Source organism: Pantoea osteomyelitidis (genome assembly GCF_044342975.1).
In the GTDB taxonomy this organism is placed as follows: Bacteria; Pseudomonadota; Gammaproteobacteria; order Enterobacterales; family Enterobacteriaceae; genus Pantoea; species Pantoea osteomyelitidis.
The window spans coordinates 159,234-180,785 of record NZ_JBGFSN010000008.1; the positions used below are offsets into that span (position 1 = coordinate 159,234).

Here is a 21,552-nt window from a genome sequence, read left to right on the forward strand (position 1 = left end):
TGTTAAAAAAAGAACTTTCTTAATAATGGCACAATATTTTCAGGGCTGAACGAATCAGTCCCTGAGATGGCGACTGGCGAGGCGTACCGCCAGACTCGCCGCAGCGGCTAAGGTCGCCAGCATCACCACCCCATTCCAGCCCCAGTGCGCCAGCGCCATGCTGCCCAGCGCCGCGCCGGTCGCCATGCCGATAAACACCACGGTGAACAGCAGCGCATTAAGGCGGCTACGTGCCTCGGGCGCCAGACCATAAACCAGCGTCTGGTGCGCCACCAACGTCGCCTGTACGCCGAGGTCAAAACCAATGGTGCTCAGCACGATCAGCCCTAATTGAGCAGCCACCGGCAGCGCGGGCAGCAGAAACATCAGGGCAAAGGAGACCATCACCAGCGCCGCGCCCGCCTGGGTCACGCGCGCCGGGCCGATACGATCGGCAAAGGCGCCCGCCAGCGGCGCCGCCAGCGCGCCTGCCGCACCGGCCAGGCCGAAAGATCCGGCGACCGCGCTGTCGAGATGGAAACGTTCGCTCAGCATTAACGCCAGCGTCGACCAGAAGGCGCTGAAGCCCACCGACAGCAAGCCCTGCGCCAACGCGGCGCGGCGTAAGGTTTGATGCTGCCGCCAGAGATGCGCCAGCGACAACAGTAGCTGCGGATAGCTCACCGAGGTACCGGGCCGGAAGCGCGGCAGCACGCGCCAGAGCGCAACGCTGATCGCCAGCACCGCAGCAGCGGCAAACAGGTACATGGCGCGCCAGCCCAGATATTCCGCCACGACGCCGCTGACAACACGCGACAGCAGAATGCCTACCAGCAGGCCAGTCATCACCGTGCCCACGGTTTTGCCGCGGCTGCGCTCCGGTGCCAGCGTCGCCGATGCCGGTACGATATCCTGCGCCACCGTGGCGGTCAGCCCGGTCACGAAGCTGGCGATCAGCAGGGCGTTCAGTCCGCCAGAGAAACCGCAGAGCAGCAGCGCCGCCATCAGCAGCAGGCCCTTGATCAGAATAATGGTGCGGCGATCGTGCCGATCGCCCAGCGGCGCCAGCAGCAAAATACCAAATGCATAGCCAGCCTGGGTCAGCATCGGCACCATGCCCACGTTGCTCACGCTGGCATGGAACTGTTTGCCGATGATATCGAGCATCGGCTGACTGTAGTAAATCGACGCCACGCTTAACCCGGCGCCAGCGGCGAGAGTAAAGACCAGTGGCGCAGGCAGCTTTTCTGCTTCAGCCACATTAGCGATGCTGTTTAACGCTGACATAATATTTTTCCCCAAATGAAAGTGCGCCTATTACAGCCTCTCTGCGCCATACGCGGTAGACGGGTTGCTGACAAAACTGTTATACGTAATGCGTATGAAAACCCTGAACAGCGGCAGCATCGACCGCATAGAACTGATGCAGACTTTTATCCGTATCGTCGAGAGCGGCAACCTGTCGGCCGCCGCAACGCAGCTTGGCACCAGCCAACCCACCATCAGCCGTCGCCTGCAGGCGCTGGAACAGCTGCTCGGCCTGAAGCTAATCCTGCGCACCACCCACGCGTTGAAGCTGACCGACGACGGCGAGCGCTGCTATGCGCAGGCGCGACAGCTGCTCGCCACCTGGCATGCGCTGGAAGATGAGCTGACCGGCGCCAGCGACGATCCGGTGGGCACGTTACGGGTGCGCGCGCCGCACGCTTTTGGTCAGGATCAGCTGATCGCGCCGCTGGTGGATTATCTGCGCCGTTATCCCCGTCTCAACGTGGAATGGATGCTGAATGACCGCACGCCGGACTTTGTGGCGGAAAACGTCGACTGCGCCATTCAGGTCGGCGCGCCGACCGATCCCTCAGCGGTGGCGATTCTGCTGGCGGAAATCCCACGCATCGTGGTGGCCTCCCCCGAACTGTTGGCGCAGCATCCTATGGTGCAGAAGCCGGAACAGCTGCCCGATCTCCCCTGGCTGGCGCTGAGCAGCTTCTATCGCAATGAAATTACTTTAAAGCGCATCAGTGATGGCGAGGCGAGCAACATGGCGATTACGCCGCGTCTGATCAGCGACAGCCTTTATGCGGTGCGCAAAGCGGCGCTGGCGGGCATGGGCGCGGCAATTGTTTCCGCATGGGTGGTGCAGGAGGATTTGGCGACGGGCACGTTGATTCAGCTTACGCCAGCGTGGCAGGCTGCGCCGCTGCCGGTCTGGCTGACCTGGCCGTGGGCCAGCTACTACCCGGCTCGTCTGCGCCAGTTTATCGCCATGATTCGGGAAGTGATGCCGCAGCTGGCGGGCACGCAGCCCGCCAGCAGTAAAGGTTAGTGCGCTTTTTTATCGTTGCGCGACATATTGTCGAGGTAGCCCATCACAAAGGCTGAAAGCACAAAGGTCAGATGGATAATCACGTACCACATCAGCTTGTCGTTCTCGACGTGACGCGCTTCCATAAAGACGCGCAGCAGGTGGATGGAGGAGATCGCCACAATCGACGCCGCCACCTTGTTCTTCAGCGAGCCGGAGTCCATTTTGCCCAGCCAGCTCAGCTTCTCTTTGCTTTCGTCAATATCAAGTTTGGAAACGAAGTTTTCATAACCGGAAAGCATCACCATCACCAGCAGGCCGCCCACCAGCGTCATATCCACCAGCGACAGCAGCAGCAGAATCAGGTCATTTTCACCGATATTGAAAATATCGGGCAGCAGGTGAAACACCTCCTGAAAAAACTTGATGGTCAACGCCAGCAAACCCAGCGAAAGTCCAATGTAAACCGGTGCCAGCAGCCAGCGCGACGCATACATCAGGTTTTCGGTAAAACGTTCCATAATTTCCCATGGGTTATCAGACAGGGCGGGCAGTATAACCGATGCTATGTGAAGTTATTTCAGCGCGTCCCGATAAATTTTTGCTGCGCGTGAGGGGTAAAAAGCCGGGAAAAGGGGCCGACATGGATCGCCTCTTTCAGATCGAGCGCAGCCGTCAGCTCGGCCAGATCGTCGACATACTGATCCCTATTATTGCCATCCCAGGGCTGAGAAGATCGGCCATGCCCGCAACGATCGGGCGCGATCCCGCCTCGCCGGGGACGGCAATGTGCGGTGCCCGCGCACCGCTGTTGTTCTGTGTTCTACACCACGCGAGTTAACACCGGCTCTCCCTGCGCAAACGCCAGCAGATTTTCAAATACCAGGTCAGCCATCGCCCGCATCGTCTCTTCGGTGCTGCTGGCGATATGCGGCGTGATCACCACATTGTTCCGCTTCTGCAATGCCTGCGGCACCGCCGGTTCGTGCTCAAACACATCCAGCGCCGCCCCGGCGATTTGGCCGCTTTCCAGCGCCTGAATCAGCGCCTGCTCATCTACCACGCTGCCCCGTGCGATATTGATCAGAAAACCCTTCGGTCCCAGCGCCTGCAAAATCTCCGCATCGATCAGGTGGCGCGTACTGGCGCCGCCCGGCAGCGTCAGCACCAGAAAATCGGCCTGCTGCGCCAGCGATTTCAACGTCTCGTGGCGGGTATAGGGCACATCAGGGCGCGAGTGCGGGTTGTAAAAGTGAATATCCATATCGAAGGCGCGCGCGCGCCTTGCCAGGTCAAGGCCGATGCTGCCGAGGCCCACAATGCCGCACACCTTGCCGCCAATTTTACAACCGGCAGGAAAGCGCCCGTGCGACAGCCATTTTCCGGCGCGCGCATAGCGATCGGATTCGCTGACGCGGCGCGCCACGTCCAGCAGCAGCGCCATGCCCAGGTCGGCCACGCAGGCATTCAGCACGCCGGGCGTATTGGTGACGATAACGCCACGGGCGCTCGCCGCTTTGATGTCGATAGAGTCATAGCCGACGCCGTTGCTGCAGATAATCTTCAGGTTGGGCAGGCGGTTAATCAGATCCACCGACGCGCCCATTACCGGATTACCGCTGGTGAGCAACGCATCGATCTGCGGACCGATCTCCTGCAGGTAAGCTGCGTCATCCGCCGCTTCCCACAAGCGGAAAGCGGTGAACTGCGCCTCAACGTTATCCAGCAGGCGCTGCGGTAGCTGCGGGCCTTTTATCAGCACGTTAAACTGCTTTAATGCCATCTTGTTTCCCCTGATTTTCATAAATTGATGCGCCGTTATCCTGCTCTTCGCCAACACGTTCAATCGGTCCCATCACAAACAGGAACAACAGTGCCGCGACGATGCAGTGCGCGCCGACAAACAGCAGACCAATGCTGTAGCTGCCGGTCAGACCGACGATCACGCCAAATATAATCGGCGTGGTGAAACCGGCGATATTGCCCAGCCCGTTGAAAATCGCCCCCGCCAGACCTACCGCCTCTTTTGGCGCGGTATCGCTGATCAATGCCCAGGTACCGGCACCGGCGGCGATACCTTTGCCATAAAACGCAAAGGACATAATGGCAATTACCCCGACATTACCCGGCATCACGGCAGCGATGGTCAGGGTGGCGGCCATCAGCATCCCGACGATATAGGGCGTTTTACGCGCCCAGGAGAGAGTCCAGCCGCGGGTAATCAGCTTGTCGGAAATATAGCCGCCGGAGATAGCGCCCAGAAAGCCAAACAGGGCGGGCGCGACGGTAGCGAAACCGGCATCAAGAATATTCATGCCGCGCGCCTGTACCAGATAGATGGGAAACCAGGTAATAAAGAAATAGCTCAGGGCAATAGTGCAATACTGACCAATATAGGCGCACCACAACATCCGGCTGGTGAGCAGCTTCTTAAACATCGCTTTGCTGACCGCAGGACGCGCTTTTAACGTGCGGGCTGAGTCGATATCGATCAGCGCGCCGCCCTCAACGATATGCTTCATCTCCGTTTCGGAAAGGCCGGGATGCTGCTTCGGCTCGCGCATATACCAGCTCCAGATAAACACCGCCAGCACGCCGATGCCGCCCAGCACAAAGAAAGGCCATTCCCAGCCGTAGCGTGAAACCAGCCAGCCGGAAAGCGGCGAGAAGATCGCCACGGCGAAGTATTGCGCCGAGCTGAACAGCGACGAGGCGCGACCGCGTTCCGCGCTGGGAAACCACATGATCACCACGCGCGCATTGGCCGGGAAGCTGGGCGCCTCAATCAGGCCAAGGGCAAAACGCAGGCTGAACATCAGGATCAGCGCGCCAGCCATGCCGCCGGCAAACTCACCGACAAAACCCATGGCGATGGTGGAAACAGACCAGAGCGCCAGCGAAATGCCGTAAACCTTTTTAGCGCCGAAGCGATCGAGAAACAGGCCGCCGGGAATTTGTCCGATGACGTAAGCCCAGCTAAAGGCGGACAGCACAAAGCCAAGCTGGATGGCGGAGAGGCCGAACTCATCTTTTATCGCCGAGCCGGAGATGGAAAGAATGGAGCGGTCAGCATAGCCGACCACGGAGAGAAACAGGATTAAGCATAAAATCCAGACACGTACATGCGTGGTGCGGGTAAGCGTTTTATCTTTCAACATAGGGTAAATTCCTTAAAAGGGAGCAGCCTGCCGCAAAGTTTTTTTTCAGGAATACCGCTTTCATTTCACTGTTAAGGAAATATAGAGAGCTTGTTACATGTCAGTCATTGTGCGGATGGTGGAAATGCACTTCCAAAAAGCAGCAATATTTGACGTCTGCCACAAAGCAGCTTGCGGAGCCGCACATAACGGCAAAAATTCACTGCGTTTCGCTGTGGAATGTGCGCCGAGTCGAGGAAATGCAGCCCGCGAATAACTATGTCAGTGCGCAAACGCCACAGAATTATTTGCAGTCCGTGCCAAACGCCGATGTAAATGAAATTTTTGTTCAAAAATAATCTGTGAACTTTATTCCGTTAATTTCATTGACCTGTTGGCAGATAGCGCCAACTTTCTTAGTCTGAATCTCGCTTCGCAAATACCCTTTCCGCTTAATGCGGAATAATTATTCCATTTATTTTTGCCTCCGGAGAGATCGCTATGAAAGCGCTACCTGCCCTGCTGCTGTTTACCCTGCTCTGCAGTTCCACCTCTGCGCTGGCAGAGAAGTTGGGTGTTTCCATGGCCTACTTTGACCAAAATTTCCTGACCATTATTCGCCACGCCATTGATAAAGAGGCGCAGGCGCGGGGAGTTGCGGTGCAGTTTGAAGATGCGCGCGGCGACGTGGGCCGCCAGACCGATCAGGTACAAAGTTTCATCAGCGCCGGGGTGGATGCCATCATTGTCGATCCGGTTGATTCCGCCAGCACGCCTGCGCTGACAAAAATGGCGCAGCAGGCAAAAATCCCGCTGGTGTATGTCAATCGCACGCCGGGCGATCGCTCTCTGCCGCCGGGCGTGGTGTTTGTTGGCTCCAACGAGCGTGAATCGGGCACTTTGCAGATGGAAGCGCTGGCAAAACAGATGAATTACAAAGGCAACGTCGCGATTATGATCGGTAACCTGACCGACGCTGGCGCGCAGCAACGCACAAAGGATGTTGAGCAGGTGGTCGCGAAATATCCGGATATGAAAGTGGTGCTGAAGCAAACCGCCAACTACTCCCGCAACGAGGGGATGGATCTGATGCTCAACTGGCTGACCAACGGGGAGGAGATCGACGCAGTGGCGGCCAATAACGATGAAATGGCAATCGGAGCCATTATGGCGCTGGAGTCAGGCAAACAGGATAAACCGATTCTGGTCGGCGGCATTGACGCCACGCCGGACGGCCTGAAGGCGCTCGCCTCCGGCAAGATGCAGGTCACCGTGTTTCAGGATGCCATCGGCCAGGGAAAAGCCTCCGTGGATGTGGCTCAGCGCCTGATAAAGGGAGAAAAAGTACCCTCTAATTTGTGGATCCCTTTTGAGCTGGTCACGAAAGAAAACATGCAGACCTACATTGAAAAAAGTCGTTAATAAACGCGGCGGTAGAGAGATATTCTTTGTGAAGAGTTGACGGCAGGTTGGCGGAAGCGAATCGATTCTTGCACTAAGCTGAAAACTTTATGGCAAAGGGCAGGACCTGATTATGCTGTACCGCCGTTTCGAACGCTTTATTAACATCTTTCAGGACGCACCGTCTGATACGCCGCCTTCCCGTGTCTGGCCGTTTTACTTTTACTACCTGCGCCAGGTGTGGCCCAGCTTTGCCGCACTGCTGGTGGTAAGCCTGGCCTCCGCCCTGATTGAAGTCGCTCTCTTCAGCTACCTGAGCCGCATTATCGATCTGGTAAACCACTCCACGCCTGCCACGCTGTTTAGCGAAAACTGGCCGGTCCTGGTCTGGATGGGCTTTGTCGCATTGATCTTGCGGCCGCTCTGTACCTGGCTACACGATCTGCTGGTGCATCTGAACATCAATCCGGGTATGCCCAACCTTATCCTCTGGCAACAGCACAACTATATGCTGCGTCAGAGCCTGAGCTTTTTTCATAACGATTTTGCCGGGCGCATTGCTCAACGCATCATGCAAACCGGCAACGCCCTGCGTACCTCGGCGGTACAACTGGTGGAAGCGCTCTGGCACGTATTGATTTATGCCATCACTTCGCTGGTGTTATTCGCCGATACGGATTGGCGGCTGATGGTGCCGCTGATCATCTGGATTGTGACCTACAGCGCCGCGCTGCGCTTTTTCGTGCCGCGCGTTAAAAAACGCACGGTGGTGGCGACGGCGGCGCACTCAAAGCTGATGGGTCATATCGTTGATGGCTACAGCAATATCGCCACTATCAAACTTTTTGCCCATAGCGCGCTGGAAAAACGCTTCGCCCGCGAAGCCATTCAGGAGCAGACCGACAAAGCGCGCGTGGTCAGCCGTATGGTTACCAGCATGGATGTCACCCTCGCTATCCTTAACGGCCTGCTGATTGTCGCCACTTCCGGCATCGCGCTCTGGCTTTGGAGCCAGTCGCTGATCAGCGTCGGGGCCATTGCGCTGGCAACCGGCCTGGTGATCCGCCTGGTTAATATGTCAGGCTGGATCATGTGGGTGGTGAACGGCATTTTTGAGAACATCGGCATGGTGCAGGATGGCCTGACCACTATTGCGCAGCCGCTCAGCGTTCAGGACGCGCCGCAGGCGAAGGATTTGCAGGTAAGCCACGGCAATATCCGCTTCGAAGATGTTTATTTTAACTACGGCAGCGAGCGCGCGGTGATTGACCGACTGAACCTGGATATCAAGCCGGGTGAAAAAATTGCCCTGATTGGCCCTTCTGGCGCCGGAAAATCCACGCTGGTTAACCTGCTGCTGCGCCTTTATGACATCAACAGCGGCCGCATTCTGATTGACGATCAGAACATCGCCGAGGTCAGTCAGGAGAGCCTGCGCGGGCAGATCGGCATGATCACGCAGGACACCTCGTTGCTGCATCGCTCCATTCGTGAAAACCTGTTGTATGGCCGTCCCGATGCCACGGACGCAGAGCTGAACGAGGCAATTCGTCGCGCCCGCGCCGATGAGTTTATTCCGCTGCTTTCTGATTCACAGGGGCGCACCGGACTTGATGCCCACGTTGGCGAACGTGGCGTGAAGCTCTCCGGCGGCCAGCGCCAGCGTATCGCTATTGCCCGCGTGCTGCTGAAAGATGCCCCGATCCTGATTATGGATGAGGCGACGTCGGCGCTTGATTCAGAAGTGGAAGCGGCGATTCAGGAGAGTCTGGAAACCCTGATGCAGGGCAAAACGGTGATTGCTATCGCTCACCGTCTGTCGACTATCGCGCAGATGGACCGGCTGATCGTGCTGAAAAAAGGACAAATCGTTGAGATGGGCAATCATCAGGAGCTGCTGGCCCAGAACGGGCTGTATGCCCGCCTCTGGCGGCATCAAACCGGCGGATTTGTCGGCATGAAATGATCGCCTCGTCGGTAAGGTAAGGCGTCGCGCGCCTCAATTGCCCAGGCGCGCATGCCAGCCCGTTCCTGCTGTAGAAAATCGCCCACTGCCTCACGCAGCCCCGGATGGCTGAGATAGTGCCAGGAGTGGGTGATCTGCGGCTCGAAGCCGCGCACCAGCTTATGCTCGCCCTGCGCGCCAGCGTCGAATCGCTGTAATCCTTCCTGAATAGCGAAATCCATGCCCTGATAGAAACAGGTCTCAAAATGCAGGCGGTCAAACTCCGCCAGGCAGCCCCAGTAACGTCCGTAGAGCGTCTGCTTATCCACCAGGCAGAAAGCCATGGCGGCAGGCTGATTCTGTAAGGTGGCAATGGTGACGCGGATGCTCTCCGGCATACGCTCCGCCAGTAAACTGAAAAAATCCCGGCTCAGATAAGGACGTTGACCGCGCACCGCATAGGTATTGGCGTAGCAGGTATAAACAAAATCCCACTGGCTTTCGCTCAGTTCGTTGCCGCGATACCAGGTAAAGGCAAAACCGCTGGCCTGCACCTGCTCACGCTCTTTGCGCAGCTGCTTGCGCTTGCGCGACATCAACGTATCGAGGAAATCCTGAAAATCGCGGTAACCACGGTTATGCCAGTGATACTGGCAGCCGAGACGCGGCAGCCACTCCGGCGCGTGCTGCATCAGCGCATTAGCGTGCGCATCGGTAAAGTTGATGTGCGCGCCGCTGAGACGCCGCTGGCGCAGATGGTCCGGCAACGCTGCCAGCAGCTGCGCCGCCGCCGAGGCATCGCCCAACAGGCGCGCGCCGGTTACCGGACTAAACGGAACAGCGCCGAGCCATTTGGGATAGTAGCGAATACCGGCGCGATGACAGGCGTCGGCCCAGGCATGATCAAAGACATATTCTCCCATGGAATTTCGCTTACGGTAGCCGGGAATCGCCGCGCGTAGCTCTGCTTTTTCACGCCACAGCAGATGATCCGGCTGCCAGCCGCTCGTCTCGCTGACGCTGCCGCTCTCCTCCAGCGTCAGCAGGAAAGCATGGCGCAGAAACGGCTGGTCGTCCGGCAGCAGCGCATCCCAGTCGGCGGCGGGCAGCTCCGCTAAGGAAGCAAGATGAATCAGTGACATCGGCGGCTCCGTATAAAATTAACGCGAAAAGTCAGTCAAACAGGTTTTCGTCCCGCTGAAAAGCATTGCCGCACCTAATGTGAAGAGACAAACAGAGCATTTTCCTGCGCCGGCGGCAGCGCAAAGCTGTGACGCAGCCGTTTTGCTTCCCCGACGGGCGTCAGGCGGAACAGGCGACGGAACTCGCGGCTGAACTGCGACGGGCTTTCATACCCTACCGCCAGGCTGGCCGCCGCAGCGGTCATCTCTTCCTTCACCATCAGCAGACGCGCCTGATGCAGTCGGATCGATTTAACGTACTGCATCGGCGAGGTTTGCGTCACCGTTTTGAAGTGTGCATAGAAAGTAGCATGGCTCATGCCTGCTTCGCGCGCCAGGCTCGCGATATCCAGCGGCCGGGCGTGATCGCAGGGCGCGGTGGCAATGATGAAGGCGTGGGAAGCGGTCACACGTTCTACAGATGGATAAAAGCTTGTGGTGCGGTGAAAAGTGCTGAAGAATCCCGCTTCTGCGCATGGCTGCTGACAACAAGGAGTAGCATGGATCGTCTGGATTGTGACCGTATGTTTGTTGCGGTGCTGGAAGTCGGCAGCTTCGCTGGCGCAGCACTCCGGCTGGGCACCAGCAGCGGACAGGCATCGAAGCTGGTTTCCAGGCTGGAGCGGGAGCTGGGCGTGCAGCTGTTCAAACGCAGCACGCGCGCGCTCTCGCCTACCGATATAGGCCTCGCCTACTATGAACGCGTTAAAAGCCTGCTGGATGAATTTGATGCGCTGGATGACGCGGTGCGTGATCGCGCCGGCGCGCCCGGCGGACAGCTGAAAATCAGCGCGCCTGTTACCTTTGGCACCGCCTCGCTGACGCCGGTGCTGGTGGCGTTTGCGCGCCAGTTTCCGCTGATTGAGCTGGACGTCAGTTTTGCCGATCGCGCGGTAAATATCGTTGATGAAGGATTCGATATGGCGATCCGTATCGGCAAGCTCAGCAACAGCAGTTTGATCGCCCGGCGGCTCGGCGACGTTCGCGTTATCATCGCCGCCGCGCCCGACTATCTGCAACAGCACGGCACACCGCAACACTGGCGCGACCTCGCTCAGCATCAGTGCCTGATCGATACCAACTTCCGCGATCCCTGGAACTGGCCGTTTGAAGATCCGCCCGGTAAGCTGGTGAATACGCCAGTACAGGGGCGACTGCGCTTTTCCAATACCGAAGCCTGTTTGCAGGCCGCCGTCGCCGGTTTGGGCATTGCTCGTCTGCCGGGCTTTATCGCCGCACCGGCATTAAAAAACAGCGGCGTGGTGCCGCTGCTGGAAAATTATGAAATTGCCCCGCTTGGGCTTTTTGCGCTCTACCCGCCCGCGCGCTATCTGACGCATAAAGCACGTCTGCTGATCGATTTTCTGGCCGACCATTTCCAGCGGCATCCGCCGACCTGATTTATTCCGTTTTGGAAGGAATGATTGCCGCTTCGCCTGGATAATCACTATCGCGGAAGCAATGTAACATCTCTCTCAACGATCAGAGAGGAGCAAACGCGATGTTAGTCAACGGCAAATGGAGCACGGAGTGGCACCCGGTACAGGCAACGGATAAACAGGGCGGCTTTGTGCGTCAGACCTCCAGCTTCCGCCACTGGATCACGCCAGACGGCGACAGCGGCTTTGCGGCCGAGCCGGATCGTTATCATCTTTACGTTGCGTTGATCTGTCCCTGGGCCTCGCGCGCACTGATAGCGCGTAAGCTGAAGGGGCTTGAGCATTTAATTAGCGTGTCGGTGGTTGAGCCGCAGCTATACGATCAGGGCTGGCGCTTCGGCGATTTTCCCGGCGCCGATCGCGATACGCTCAATCAGGCTGAATATCTGCACGAGCTGTATACCCGCGCCGACGCCCGCTACACCGGTCGCGCCACGGTGCCGGTACTGTGGGATAAAAAAACAGCGACCATCGTTAATAACGAGTCAGCGGATATTGTGCGCATGTTCAACAGCGGCTTCGGCGCGCTGGCGGATAATCATATCGACCTCTATCCGCACGCGCTGCGTGAAGAGATCGATGCGCTGAACGAGACGATCTACCCGCGCCTGAACAACGGCGTCTATCGCGCCGGTTTCGCCACTACCCAAATCAGCTATCAGCAGGCTTTCAATGATGTGTTTACCCAGCTCAATGAGCTGGAACTGTTGTTGCAGGATGGCCGCACCTTTCTGCTGGGCGAACGGCTGACCGAAGCGGATATTCGTTTGTTTGTCACGCTGATACGCTTTGATGTCGCCTATCACGCTCTGTTCAAATGCAACCTTCGCCGTCTGCGCGACTATCCTCTGCTCGATCGTTATCTGAAAAGCATGCTGGCGGTTTCCGGCGTACGCGACACGGTGAGCATCGATCATATCAAACAGGGCTACTATTCCATTAAGGCGTTAAACCCGAATGGCATTATTCCTGCGGGTCCGGATATGTCCGCTTACGGTTGGTGAACAAGGAACAGAGATGAAAAAAGCGTTAGCAATCTTTTTACACGGCGTAGGCAGTAACGGAGAGGATCTGGCGTCGCTGGGCCAGCACTGGGCCGGGCTGCTGCCTGATGTGGCCTTTGCCTCGCCCAATGCGCCCTTTCCCTTTGAGCAGGGCACGGGCTATCAATGGTTCAGCCTGGCGGGCGTGACGCCGGAAAACCGTCCGGCGCGGGTACGCGAGGCGCGTCAGGCCTTCGACGCCACCCTGACGCAGACTCTGGCCAGCCACGGCATGGAAAATCGCTGGGACAAAGTGGTGCTGGTAGGCTTTTCTCAGGGCGCGATCATGGCGCTGGATGCGCTGGCATCGGGCCGCTGGCCGCTGGCGGGCGTGGTGGCCTTTTCCGGTCGTCTGGCCTGGGAAGGCGCGTTAACGCCCAATCCCCATACGCCCGTGCTGCTGGTGCACGGTCATGCCGATGGCGTCATTCCCTGGACGGAAACCGACTCGGCCGCGCTGCGTCTGGAAAGCGCTAATGTGCCGACAGAAATGCAGCTTGAGCCTGCCACCGGCCATACCATTTCCGGCCAGGGCGCGAAACGGGCGGCCGCCTTTATCGCCCAGTGCTTACAGGATTAAGGCCAGTAACGATTCAGAGCCGCCCAGGCTTTGTCAGCCGCCTGTTGCGTCGGCAGCGCTTTGAGCTGGTCGTTGAAAACTTCAATGCCGACCGGCCCGCGGTAACCGGCGTTTTTCAGCTTATCCACAAAGCGATCGATCGCAATGATGCCCTCGCCTGGTAGCTCGCGGCGGTGGCGGGCGGTATCGATCAGCGCCGACTTATCTCCCGGCGGAATGGGCGCCGCCATATCGCACAGCTGGACTTCATAGATGCGATCCGCCGGAATGCCGTCGAGCTGAGACGCGTCGCCGCCCAGCGCGCAGATATGAAACAGATCGACCACCAGACCGATGTTGGGCTGATCGAGACGCTGTAAACGCGCCCAGGCGAGAGGAAGGGTGTTATCGACGCGACACCAGGCCATCGGCTCATACATGATGCGCATCTGGTAACGCGCCGCTTCCGAAGCCAGCCAGCGCAGGTCTTCATCAATCTTTTCGACAACGCAATCTTCACGCGTGCTGGCGGGGGCCTGAATGGTGTCGCAGCCCAGCGCCTGCGCCAGCTGAATAAACTGACGCAGCTCTTCACGTTTTTTCTGCCGTTCGCCGTCGGGCGCACCGGTAAAATCGCGCAGCACCTGGAGATTAGTGAAGCCCAATCCCTGCTGACCAGCCAGCTGCGCCAGAGCGGCTGAGCCACCGGCGCTACGCTCTGCATCCTCGCGCCAGATTTCCACCTGATCAAAACCGGCTGCGCGCGCTGCACACAGTTTCTCTTCGGGCTCACCGTTTAACAGCACCAGGTTAAGGAATTTCGGGTTATCGCTCATTTGCATGCTCCTTAATCGTCTGAAACAGACGTTGATTCATCATGTTACGTCCTGCTTTTAGCGTAGCAGACGCATCAGGAGAAGGGCTTTGCCACAGAGTGCAGCCCCAACGCCTCAGCGCCTGCTTCTCAAGAAGTAACGCAAGGGGATTGGCGCTGTTAACTCAGCGCATTAACCAACGCGAAACCCAGAAAGGTCATCAGCAGCGATCCGGTAACATGCAGCAGCACGCTGCCCATCGCCCAAAGATATTTTCCCGATTGCAGCAGCAGCACAATCTCCGCGGAAAAGGTGGAAAAGGTGGTGAGTCCGCCGCACAGACCGGTGACGATTAACAGCTTCCAGGCAGCATCAATATGGGGATTTTTCGCAAACCAGGCGATGGCTGCCCCGATGATAAATCCCCCCAGCAGGTTGACCAGCAGCGTGCCCGGTGGCAGGTTGGGAAACAGGGCATTAAAGCGCAGCGATAAAAGCCAGCGCAGCGTGCAGCCCAGGGCACCGCCCAGCATCACAGCCAGTAAAGATTTCAACATGATTCAGCTCCAGAAAGTGCGCAGAGCCGCGGGCAGGAAAGAGAGATACCTGACACTCCGCCCGCTCCCGCGCAAGGATTAAGGGTTATGTCAGGCGTCATCAGCCGCAAGTCGGCGGTTGGGAAAGGTGGTACGCCATCACCTTAAGCGCCTGATAATAGCCTGCTTTATAACCTGAGACAACCGGCGGCAGCCGGGCGCGCTTATCATTTATCTGATTCCGGAGATCTCTATGCGTACCCTGATTTTTGATACCGATATCGGCGTAGATGACGCCTTTGCTCTCGCCTGTGCGGCCCGTACGCAAAATATTCTCGGTATCACCACCGTGTTCGGCAACGTTGAGGTCGGCCAGGCGGTGAAAAATGCGCGGTTGTTTTGCGATAAAATGGCGATTGATGCGCCCGTTTATCGCGGTTGCTCACGGCCGCTGGCGCTTGCCGCGACGTCGCCCGCCAAACTGCACGGCGAGGATGGCCTGGGCGATGCCTTTGAGAATAGCTGGAGCGACAGCGCGCCCGGCGCGGTGCAGTTTATTATCGACAGCGTACGGGCGCAGCCGCATGAGATTACGCTGGTCGCCATCGGCCCGCTGACCAATATCGCCAGCGCCATTAATCAGGCGCCCGATATTATTCCGCTGGTGAAAGAGTTGGTGATGATGGGCGGCGCTTTTGGTACTGACGGGCATGCGGGCAACGTAACGCCCTTCAGCGAGTTCAATATCTGGAAAGATCCCCACGCTGCCGATCAGGTGCTCGCTTCCATGCTGCCGGTGGTGATACTGCCGCTGGACGTTACTCATAAAGTGCTGATTACCGGTAAAGAGGTGTGCCAGCTGAACCAGCCGGTGCTGAGCGCCATTTGTCGTCTTTATCTGGCGCACAGCCAGCAAAAAGAGGGGTTTAACGGCATGGCGCTGCATGACACCTTAACCCTTTCTTACCTCTGCCAGCCCGATGCGTTTCAGGTGGTGAATGCGCCGGTACGCGTGATTACCGAGGGCATTAGCCGTGGGCAAACCGTGCGTCGTGTGACCTCTCTCGCCTCGCGGGAAAACCCGTTCGCCGGATGCCGCGCGCAGACGCTCTGTCTGGGCGTTGATGCAGAAGCCGTGCGCGCGCATTTTTTCGCCACGCTGCAAGCTTAACGGCTGAAGTCGATCACCCCTTTTATCAGCTGCGGGTTGTTGATGACCTGCGGCTCAAAGGTTTCGGCAAGAGAAGAAAAATCGAAACGCTGATTAAACATCATATCGGCGCGCAGCTTTCCGTCAGCCATTAACTGGCGCACCCGATCGAAATCCTCACGCGTCGCGTTGCGACTGCCCATCAGCGTGGTCTCTTTCTTATGGAATTCACTGTCCGGGATCACCAGGTCGCCCTTATGCAGCCCCACAAACACCATGGTGCCGCCATGGCGCAACAGGTTGACGGCATTGTTCATCGCGCCAGGGTTGCCGGTGGCGTCGATGATTTTCGCCGCCAGCCTGCCGTTGAATTGTTCACGTAACGCGCCGTCAAATCCGGCATCAGCCGGGTTCAACGCCGTCAGTCCGAGCTTTTGCCTGACATGCCCGCCACGGGTTTCGCTGGTATCGGCCACCACCACCGTTGCGCCAGCCGCCGCCGCGATCGCCGCGACGCCTAAACCAATGGGTCCGGCTCCCACAACCAGCACATGCTCACCTGCGCCCACTGCGGCGCGGCGCACCGCATGGGCGCTGATGGCGAAAGGCTCAATCAGCGCAGCCGCTTCCGGCGGCAGGTCATCCACCGCCAGCAAATTGCTCACCGGCACGCTGAGATAGCCGCAAAAGCCACCATCCTGATGAACACCAATAACCGAAATATTTTCGCAGCAGTTGGTTTTTCCGCTCAGGCAGGCATCACAACGCTGACAGGAGAGATAAGGGATCAGCGCGACACGTTGCCCCGGCTGAAAGCCAGTTGCCGCAGCGCCCAGCTCCACCACTTCGCCGCACAGCTCATGACCCAGCACGCGCGGATAGCTGAAAAAAGGCTGATTGCCTGCCCAGGCGTGGATATCGGTGCCGCAAATGCCGGCCGTCACGATTTTTATCAACGCTTCGTTGGCCGCCGGCGTCGGTTTATTGCGCGTTTGCCAGACCATGTGTCGTGGTTCGGCAAGGGTAAGGGTTTTCATGGTTGTCATGGCTATTCTCCTCTGCTCTTTCCGCTGTTATGACGAAAATGTGATGAGGAGAGCAAACCGGCGCCGCGATCTGTGAGGCGAAGCGATTTTTTTGGGCTCTGTATGGTTTTTAATGCATAAAAAACCGGAGAGCAAAATGAGCCGAAGTCAGAATCTGCGTCAGAACGTGACCAATCAGATGCTGGAAGGCATAAGCCAGCGCCATATCCGTTCGCCGCTGCCGCCCCAGGCCGCGCTGGCGGAGATGTTTAACATCAGCCGCACCACGGTGCGCCATACGCTGCAGTATCTTCATCAGCGCGGCGTTCTGGAAAAAGTCGGCGAGACATACGTTATTGTGCGCGACCCCACCTCGGAAGATGGCTTCACTACGCTCACGCCTCCGATTGAACAACAGGCCGCGCTGTTTGAGCACGCTTTTTTTCATCTGATCAACCAGCGGCAACTGACGCCGGGCGATACCTTCAGCGAACTGCAGCTGGCGCAGCAGGTAAAAGTGAGCCCGGTGGTGGTACGTGAATTTCTGCTGCGCTTTATGCGCTATAACCTGCTGGAACAGGTGAAGCGCGGCCAGTGGCGCATGAAAAAATTCACTCAGGATTATGCAGAAAAGCTGTTTGAGCTGCGTGAAATGCTGGAAACGCATGCGCTGAACCGCTTTCTCAATCTGCCCACCAGCGATGAACGCTGGATACGGGCGCGCGATCTGCTCGATCGCCATCGTAAAATGCGCGATACCATCGCCAGCGACTATCGTCGCTTCGCCGCGCTGGATAAAGAGATGCATTCGCTGATCCTTTCCGCCGCCAACAATCCCTTTTTCAACCAATCCCTGGAGATCATTTCCGTTATTTTTCATTCGCACTATCAATGGGACGAGAACGATCTGAAACAGCGCAATATCGTTGCGCTGGAGGAGCATATGGCGATTCTGACCGCATTAATCGGTCGCCAGGACGTGGATGCGCTCTGTGCATTACATAATCATCTGGCGACGGCGAAATCTTCCATGGTGCGATCCATCAGCCAGTACAATTAAAAACCGATAAAAAACCGCAAAGCATTAGCTCCCGCACGATTCAGAAACATCTTTGTAACAACCTCTCTGGTTGCTTCTAGTCTCGACAACCATACACGCGAGCATATCTTTCGCTGCCGCGTTATTGCTGAAGCTCATCACAAGATAACGGCCCTGCTCCGGGAGGTTGCAATGCAAAACACGACGGTTACCGGTCGCGACAATTCGTCGACCACGCCACCGGGAAGCAATGACTATGTTCCCGCTCGCGGTGATGTGATGCGCTCGCCGCGCATCCGGAAAGTTCAGATTACAGCCATGTTGCTGCTGCTGTTCGCCGCCATTATCAACTACCTCGACCGCAGCTCCCTCTCGGTCGCTAATATGACCATTCGCGAAGAGCTGGGCCTGAGCGCCACAGAAATCGGCTTTCTGTTGTCTGCCTTTTCCCTTGCTTACGGTCTGGCGCAGCTGCCGTGCGGCGCGCTGCTGGATCGCAAAGGCCCGCGCATCATGCTGGCCATCGGCATGTTTTTCTGGTCGCTGTTTCAGGCGCTCTCCGGCCTGATCCATAACTTTACCCAGTTTATTCTGGTGCGTATCGGCCTTGGTATTGGCGAAGCGCCGATGAACCCGTGCGGGGTGAAGGTCATTAATGACTGGTTCAACATCAAAGATCGCGGTATGCCGATGGGGATGTTTAATGCCGCCTCGATGATTGGTCTCTCTATCAGCCCGCCGATTCTGGCCGCCCTGATGCTGGCGATGGGCTGGCGCGGCATGTTTGTCACCATCGGCGTGCTCGGCATGTTTCTCGCTATCGGCTGGTATATGCTTTATCGCGATCGCGATAACAATAAGCTGAGCGCCGAAGAGATCCATTACCTGCAGGCAGGCAGCGTGGCATCGCGCAGGGAACCGATTAGCTTTGCCGAATGGCGCGGCCTGTTTAAACAGCGCACCATGTGGGGCATGATGATCGGCTTCAGCGGCATTAACTATACTGCCTGGCTCTATATCGCCTGGCTGCCGGGTTATCTGCAATCAACCTATCATCTTGATCTGAAAAGCACCGGTCTGCTGGCCGCCATTCCGTTCCTGTTCGGCGCGGCGGGTATGCTGCTGAACGGCTATGTGGTGGATGCGCTGGTGCGTCGCGGACGCGACGCGGTGAAAACCCGCAAAGTCTGTATTGTGACCGGCATGCTGCTGTCGGCGGCGTTTACCGCCATCGTGTCACGCGCGGATAACACCACTAGCGCGGTGACCCTGATCGGCATGGCGCTGTTCTGTATCCACTTTGCCGGCACCTCCTGCTGGGGTCTGATCCATGCCAACGTGACCGCCCGCATGACCGCATCTGTGGGCAGCATCCAGAACTTCGCCAGCTTCGTGTTCGCCTCCTTCGCCCCGGTGATCACCGGTTGGGTGTTGGATACCACGAAAAGCTTCAGCCTGGCGCTGATCATCTGCTCAGGCGTCACCTTAATCGGCGCACTCGCCTACCTGTTCCTGGTGCGTAATCCTATTACCGACGCGCAGCCGTAACCGCCATGATCCTGACGGCAGCAAACTGCATGTTTGCTGCCGTCACGCGTCCTGACCCGATTAATCGCCGATCAGCGAGACGCCATATTTCGCGCCATAGCGCTGAATGCCGTCGATCGCCTTTTCCACGCTGAGCGGCGGCGGCGGCTTAAACAGCGGCGCGCGCTCGCGCAGCGCTTTGTCATACCCGGTTAAGGTCGCAAAGTCGTGCGGGAAACGTTGGGTATCCACGCCGACAAACGCGCCCTCCTCGCTGGCGTAATTCAGCAGCTGTTGCCAGCGTTCAATCGGCGCCAGGCCAATGCTCTCTGTACCGTGGGAGTACAACATCATATCGATATGGCGGAAGCGCGGCTGTTTTTCGAGAAAACGTTGCAGCGCGGCGGCAGAAGGCTCGGTGCAGAAAAGCAGCCAGAACGGTATCGCATGCTGATGCATGGTGGTCCAGGGATCCATCAGCAGGAAATTATCCACTACCAGCCGTGTCGGCAAAATGCCCGCCGACAGATACCAGTCGCGATAGATTTCCGCTACCACATAGCTGAGCGCTTCCGGTTCCCGGTAACGCAGCTCCAGCAGACGCCAGCCCTGGCTCTTCGCCAGCTTTTTCAGCGGCGCCAGCAGATAACCGTCAAATCCCCATTCCGCTTCCGGCACGCTGTCGGTCGCCGCAGGCGGCTCCCATTTCTCCCGCTTGCTGCCGTAGCGCGCCAGATACTCCGCGACGCGTGCACCGCCCTGAAAATATTCCTGCTCGGTCGCGCCGCCGGTAGTGCCAAACTGGTAAAACGAGCGATTCGTGGTGCGTGTAACCGGCCACTGGAGCGTGCAGTTATTCACGAACAGCGTTGTCCCCTCCGGCAGCGAGCGCATCAGGAATTCGTTGAACGCCAGCGGCAGGCCACGCTGCTTGAGATGAAAAGAACTCATCTGGTCGAGCATCAGCCGGTCCTGATTGGGATCCTGCATATGGTGCACCGCCAGATGCGGGGAAGCGGCCAGCAGCGCATCCGCCACCGGCTTGCCCCGTTCAAAGGCTGCCAGCGCGTCGTCGGGATCTTTATGTAGCGCACGCACCGGGCAAAGGAAAGTTTGCGGCAGCCAGGGAACCGCCATGGCGGCGGCCAGATGGGTCAGCGCGCCGTTTGAGGAGCCGATAAACGCAGCCGGATACTCCTGCTGTGGATAAGTATTCGCCATCCACTCGGCAATCCCTTCTATATCAAGATCGCCGGCGCGGCTCAGGCTAATCCCTTCCGCCATGCCGCCCACCGCGTAGCCCCATTCGCGCAGGCGCGTCGGCAGCTTATTCAGCGCAGGCAGCAGACGATCAAAAACAGGAGACTGACTGGGGCTGTCGAAAGGACGATCGTGCAGCGCGGAAGCGAGCGCCGCCAGCATCGCGGCAGCGGAATCAAAACGTGCGATACCCTTAGGCGCTTTACTCATGGCTGGCCTCCTGTTGAATACGCTGCACAAAGGGGCGAATCGCCCGACAGAAACTCCAGGGGTAGACATAATTCAGGGTATGGGTGCCATTGGACAACGTCATCAGTTCACCATTGGGCAACAGCGAGGCCAGCTCTTCAACCCAGCGGGCAGGCGCAACCAGATCGCGCGAGCCGTGCAGAATCAGCGTGGGCGCGGTGATATGCGGCAGCCGCCGTTCAATGCGGTCGCGCAGCATTACTTGCAGGGTGCCGAAGGCGCGCCACAGGCCCGCTTTGGCATAGTCGACGCGCGCGAGCTTCCCGGTCGGACGCTGTGCTTCCTGCTTGCCATTGCGCCATTCGCGCCATATCTGACGCGACATTGAGCGGGCATGACGATCCACGGTAGGCCCTTGCAGCACCAGACCCGCTACCGCTTCAGGATGGCGCACGGCCAGCGCCGCCAGGATCTGGCAGCCAAAGGCATTCGCGACCCAGACGGCACGCGCCAGGTTATTCTGCTGCAACCACATCCAGAGCGCATCGGCCAGTTGATCAACGTTGAGCACCGGTTCGGAGCGGGAGAGCGCGCTGCCGCCGAAACCCGGCAGATCCGGCACCAGCACTTTATAATCACGCGCCAGCGCCAGCGCCAAATCCTCCATCGCCCGTCCGGCCAGCACCAGGCCATGCACCAGCACCACCGGCAGTCCAGGCTTCTCTTCCGGCGTAATGCGGGTAAACATGCGCCACGGCCCGACCTGCTGATAATAGCCCGCCAGCCCGGCGTGATGGCTGTGCGGCGAGACCGGCGGCGTCTGTTTCAGCTGCCGCCAACGCTTTATTGCCCACAGCGTGCTGCCCACGCCAAGGGCAACGCCCGCCGCCACCGCACCGTTACGTCCCGGATGACCTGTTGACGATCGCTTCATTCGCCGCTCCTCTCTCCGCCTGTTTTGATCAGTGTAGGCGCGACGGAAGCACTGCGCCTGATTAGCAAAGTGACCGGGCGCACGAAGC

The 21,552-nt window shown here is 58.2% G+C and carries 19 protein-coding genes, 2 pseudogenes and 1 riboswitch; of the genes and pseudogenes, 9 read left to right on the forward strand and 12 right to left on the reverse strand.

Going from position 1 to position 21,552, the window contains the following annotated elements:
- Nucleotides 1-54: 54 nt before the first annotated feature.
- Complete coding sequence (locus ABU178_RS17515) at nucleotides 55-1,266, reverse strand: MFS transporter (protein WP_397217281.1); 1,212 nt, start codon at nucleotides 1,264-1,266, stop codon at nucleotides 55-57.
- 88 nt (nucleotides 1,267-1,354) lie between these two features.
- On the opposite strand from ABU178_RS17515, the gene ABU178_RS17520 reads away from it, so the two are divergent.
- Nucleotides 1,355-2,305 carry a LysR family transcriptional regulator gene (locus tag ABU178_RS17520; RefSeq protein WP_397217283.1) on the forward strand — a complete coding sequence of 317 codons (951 nt, stop codon included), beginning with the start codon at nucleotides 1,355-1,357 and terminating at the stop codon, nucleotides 2,303-2,305.
- Here ABU178_RS17520 and ABU178_RS17525 read toward each other — a convergent pair.
- From ABU178_RS17525 to ABU178_RS17540, 4 genes and pseudogenes are all read right to left on the reverse strand, one after another.
- A complete protein-coding gene (locus tag ABU178_RS17525) occupies nucleotides 2,302-2,805 on the reverse strand; it encodes a TIGR00645 family protein (protein ID WP_397217285.1) in 504 nt (167 codons plus the stop codon). The two genes, ABU178_RS17520 and ABU178_RS17525, sit on opposite strands and share 4 nt — an antisense overlap.
- 116 nt (nucleotides 2,806-2,921) lie before the next feature.
- Nucleotides 2,922-3,050: pseudogene (locus ABU178_RS17530) on the reverse strand (alpha/beta fold hydrolase); the annotation flags it as partial.
- A gap of 57 nt (nucleotides 3,051-3,107) precedes the next feature.
- Nucleotides 3,108-4,067, reverse strand: a complete 960-nt coding sequence (locus tag ABU178_RS17535) for a 2-hydroxyacid dehydrogenase (RefSeq protein WP_397217287.1) — start codon at nucleotides 4,065-4,067, stop codon at nucleotides 3,108-3,110.
- On the reverse strand, nucleotides 4,048-5,442 hold the full coding sequence (locus ABU178_RS17540) for an MFS transporter (protein ID WP_397217289.1): 1,395 nt from the start codon (nucleotides 5,440-5,442) through the stop codon (nucleotides 4,048-4,050). Before ABU178_RS17540 ends, ABU178_RS17535 begins: the two co-directional genes overlap by 20 nt.
- A 480-nt stretch (nucleotides 5,443-5,922) precedes the next feature.
- Between ABU178_RS17540 and ABU178_RS17545 the strand changes: the two genes are divergently transcribed.
- Entirely contained in the window at nucleotides 5,923-6,843 is a 921-nt protein-coding gene (locus ABU178_RS17545; protein WP_397217291.1) for a sugar ABC transporter substrate-binding protein, read from the forward strand.
- 112 nt (nucleotides 6,844-6,955) lie between these two features.
- The gene (locus ABU178_RS17550; protein ID WP_397217293.1) at nucleotides 6,956-8,788 is read left to right on the forward strand and encodes an ABC transporter ATP-binding protein; all 1,833 of its coding nucleotides are present in this window, start codon (nucleotides 6,956-6,958) and stop codon (nucleotides 8,786-8,788) included.
- Here the strand turns inward: ABU178_RS17550 and ABU178_RS17555 are convergent.
- Together ABU178_RS17555 and ABU178_RS17560 are read right to left on the reverse strand one after the other, a co-directional pair.
- The gene (locus ABU178_RS17555) at nucleotides 8,758-9,909 is read right to left on the reverse strand and encodes a GNAT family N-acetyltransferase (protein ID WP_397217295.1); all 1,152 of its coding nucleotides are present in this window, start codon (nucleotides 9,907-9,909) and stop codon (nucleotides 8,758-8,760) included. The genes ABU178_RS17550 and ABU178_RS17555 overlap by 31 nt on opposite strands.
- 74 nt (nucleotides 9,910-9,983) lie before the next feature.
- A pseudogene (locus ABU178_RS17560) lies at nucleotides 9,984-10,313 on the reverse strand (helix-turn-helix transcriptional regulator); the annotation flags it as partial.
- Between the two features lie 135 nt (nucleotides 10,314-10,448).
- On the opposite strand from ABU178_RS17560, the gene ABU178_RS17565 reads away from it, so the two are divergent.
- From ABU178_RS17565 to ABU178_RS17575, 3 genes are all read left to right on the forward strand, one after another.
- Nucleotides 10,449-11,348, forward strand: a complete 900-nt coding sequence (locus ABU178_RS17565) for a LysR family transcriptional regulator (RefSeq protein ID WP_397217297.1) — start codon at nucleotides 10,449-10,451, stop codon at nucleotides 11,346-11,348.
- Between the two features lie 101 nt (nucleotides 11,349-11,449).
- Nucleotides 11,450-12,391: a glutathione S-transferase family protein gene (locus tag ABU178_RS17570; RefSeq protein ID WP_397217299.1), complete on the forward strand. Its 942-nt coding sequence runs from the start codon at nucleotides 11,450-11,452 to the stop codon at nucleotides 12,389-12,391.
- Between the two features lie 13 nt (nucleotides 12,392-12,404).
- The gene (locus tag ABU178_RS17575) at nucleotides 12,405-13,010 is read left to right on the forward strand and encodes an alpha/beta hydrolase (protein ID WP_397217301.1); all 606 of its coding nucleotides are present in this window, start codon (nucleotides 12,405-12,407) and stop codon (nucleotides 13,008-13,010) included.
- Here ABU178_RS17575 and ABU178_RS17580 read toward each other — a convergent pair.
- Nucleotides 13,007-13,825 carry a sugar phosphate isomerase/epimerase family protein gene (locus tag ABU178_RS17580; RefSeq protein WP_397217303.1) on the reverse strand — a complete coding sequence of 273 codons (819 nt, stop codon included), beginning with the start codon at nucleotides 13,823-13,825 and terminating at the stop codon, nucleotides 13,007-13,009. The two genes, ABU178_RS17575 and ABU178_RS17580, sit on opposite strands and share 4 nt — an antisense overlap.
- A 158-nt stretch (nucleotides 13,826-13,983) precedes the next feature.
- Nucleotides 13,984-14,361 (reverse strand): fluoride efflux transporter CrcB, encoded by a 378-nt coding sequence (gene crcB, locus ABU178_RS17585; protein ID WP_397217304.1) that lies wholly within the window; start codon nucleotides 14,359-14,361, stop codon nucleotides 13,984-13,986.
- A gap of 84 nt (nucleotides 14,362-14,445) precedes the next feature.
- Nucleotides 14,446-14,513, reverse strand: a riboswitch (Fluoride riboswitch).
- 80 nt (nucleotides 14,514-14,593) lie between these two features.
- Here crcB and ABU178_RS17590 point away from each other — a divergent pair.
- A complete protein-coding gene (locus tag ABU178_RS17590; RefSeq protein ID WP_397217306.1) occupies nucleotides 14,594-15,511 on the forward strand; it encodes a nucleoside hydrolase in 918 nt (305 codons plus the stop codon).
- Here the strand turns inward: ABU178_RS17590 and ABU178_RS17595 are convergent.
- Complete coding sequence (locus ABU178_RS17595) at nucleotides 15,508-16,536, reverse strand: zinc-binding alcohol dehydrogenase family protein (protein ID WP_397217308.1); 1,029 nt, start codon at nucleotides 16,534-16,536, stop codon at nucleotides 15,508-15,510. The two genes, ABU178_RS17590 and ABU178_RS17595, sit on opposite strands and share 4 nt — an antisense overlap.
- A gap of 136 nt (nucleotides 16,537-16,672) precedes the next feature.
- Between ABU178_RS17595 and ABU178_RS17600 the strand changes: the two genes are divergently transcribed.
- Nucleotides 16,673-17,575 (forward strand): GntR family transcriptional regulator, encoded by a 903-nt coding sequence (locus tag ABU178_RS17600; RefSeq protein WP_397217310.1) that lies wholly within the window; start codon nucleotides 16,673-16,675, stop codon nucleotides 17,573-17,575.
- Nucleotides 17,576-17,746: 171 nt separating this feature from the next.
- Nucleotides 17,747-19,102, forward strand: coding sequence for an MFS transporter (locus tag ABU178_RS17605; protein ID WP_397217312.1), 1,356 nt, complete (start codon nucleotides 17,747-17,749; stop codon nucleotides 19,100-19,102).
- 60 nt (nucleotides 19,103-19,162) lie between these two features.
- Here the strand turns inward: ABU178_RS17605 and ABU178_RS17610 are convergent, their stop codons facing one another.
- Both ABU178_RS17610 and ABU178_RS17615 read right to left on the reverse strand, forming a co-directional pair.
- Nucleotides 19,163-20,551, reverse strand: a complete 1,389-nt coding sequence (locus ABU178_RS17610; protein WP_397217314.1) for a hypothetical protein — start codon at nucleotides 20,549-20,551, stop codon at nucleotides 19,163-19,165.
- On the reverse strand, nucleotides 20,544-21,464 hold the full coding sequence (locus ABU178_RS17615; RefSeq protein WP_397217316.1) for an alpha/beta fold hydrolase: 921 nt from the start codon (nucleotides 21,462-21,464) through the stop codon (nucleotides 20,544-20,546). The genes ABU178_RS17610 and ABU178_RS17615 overlap by 8 nt, the downstream gene beginning before the upstream one ends.
- Nucleotides 21,465-21,552 lie beyond the last annotated feature (88 nt).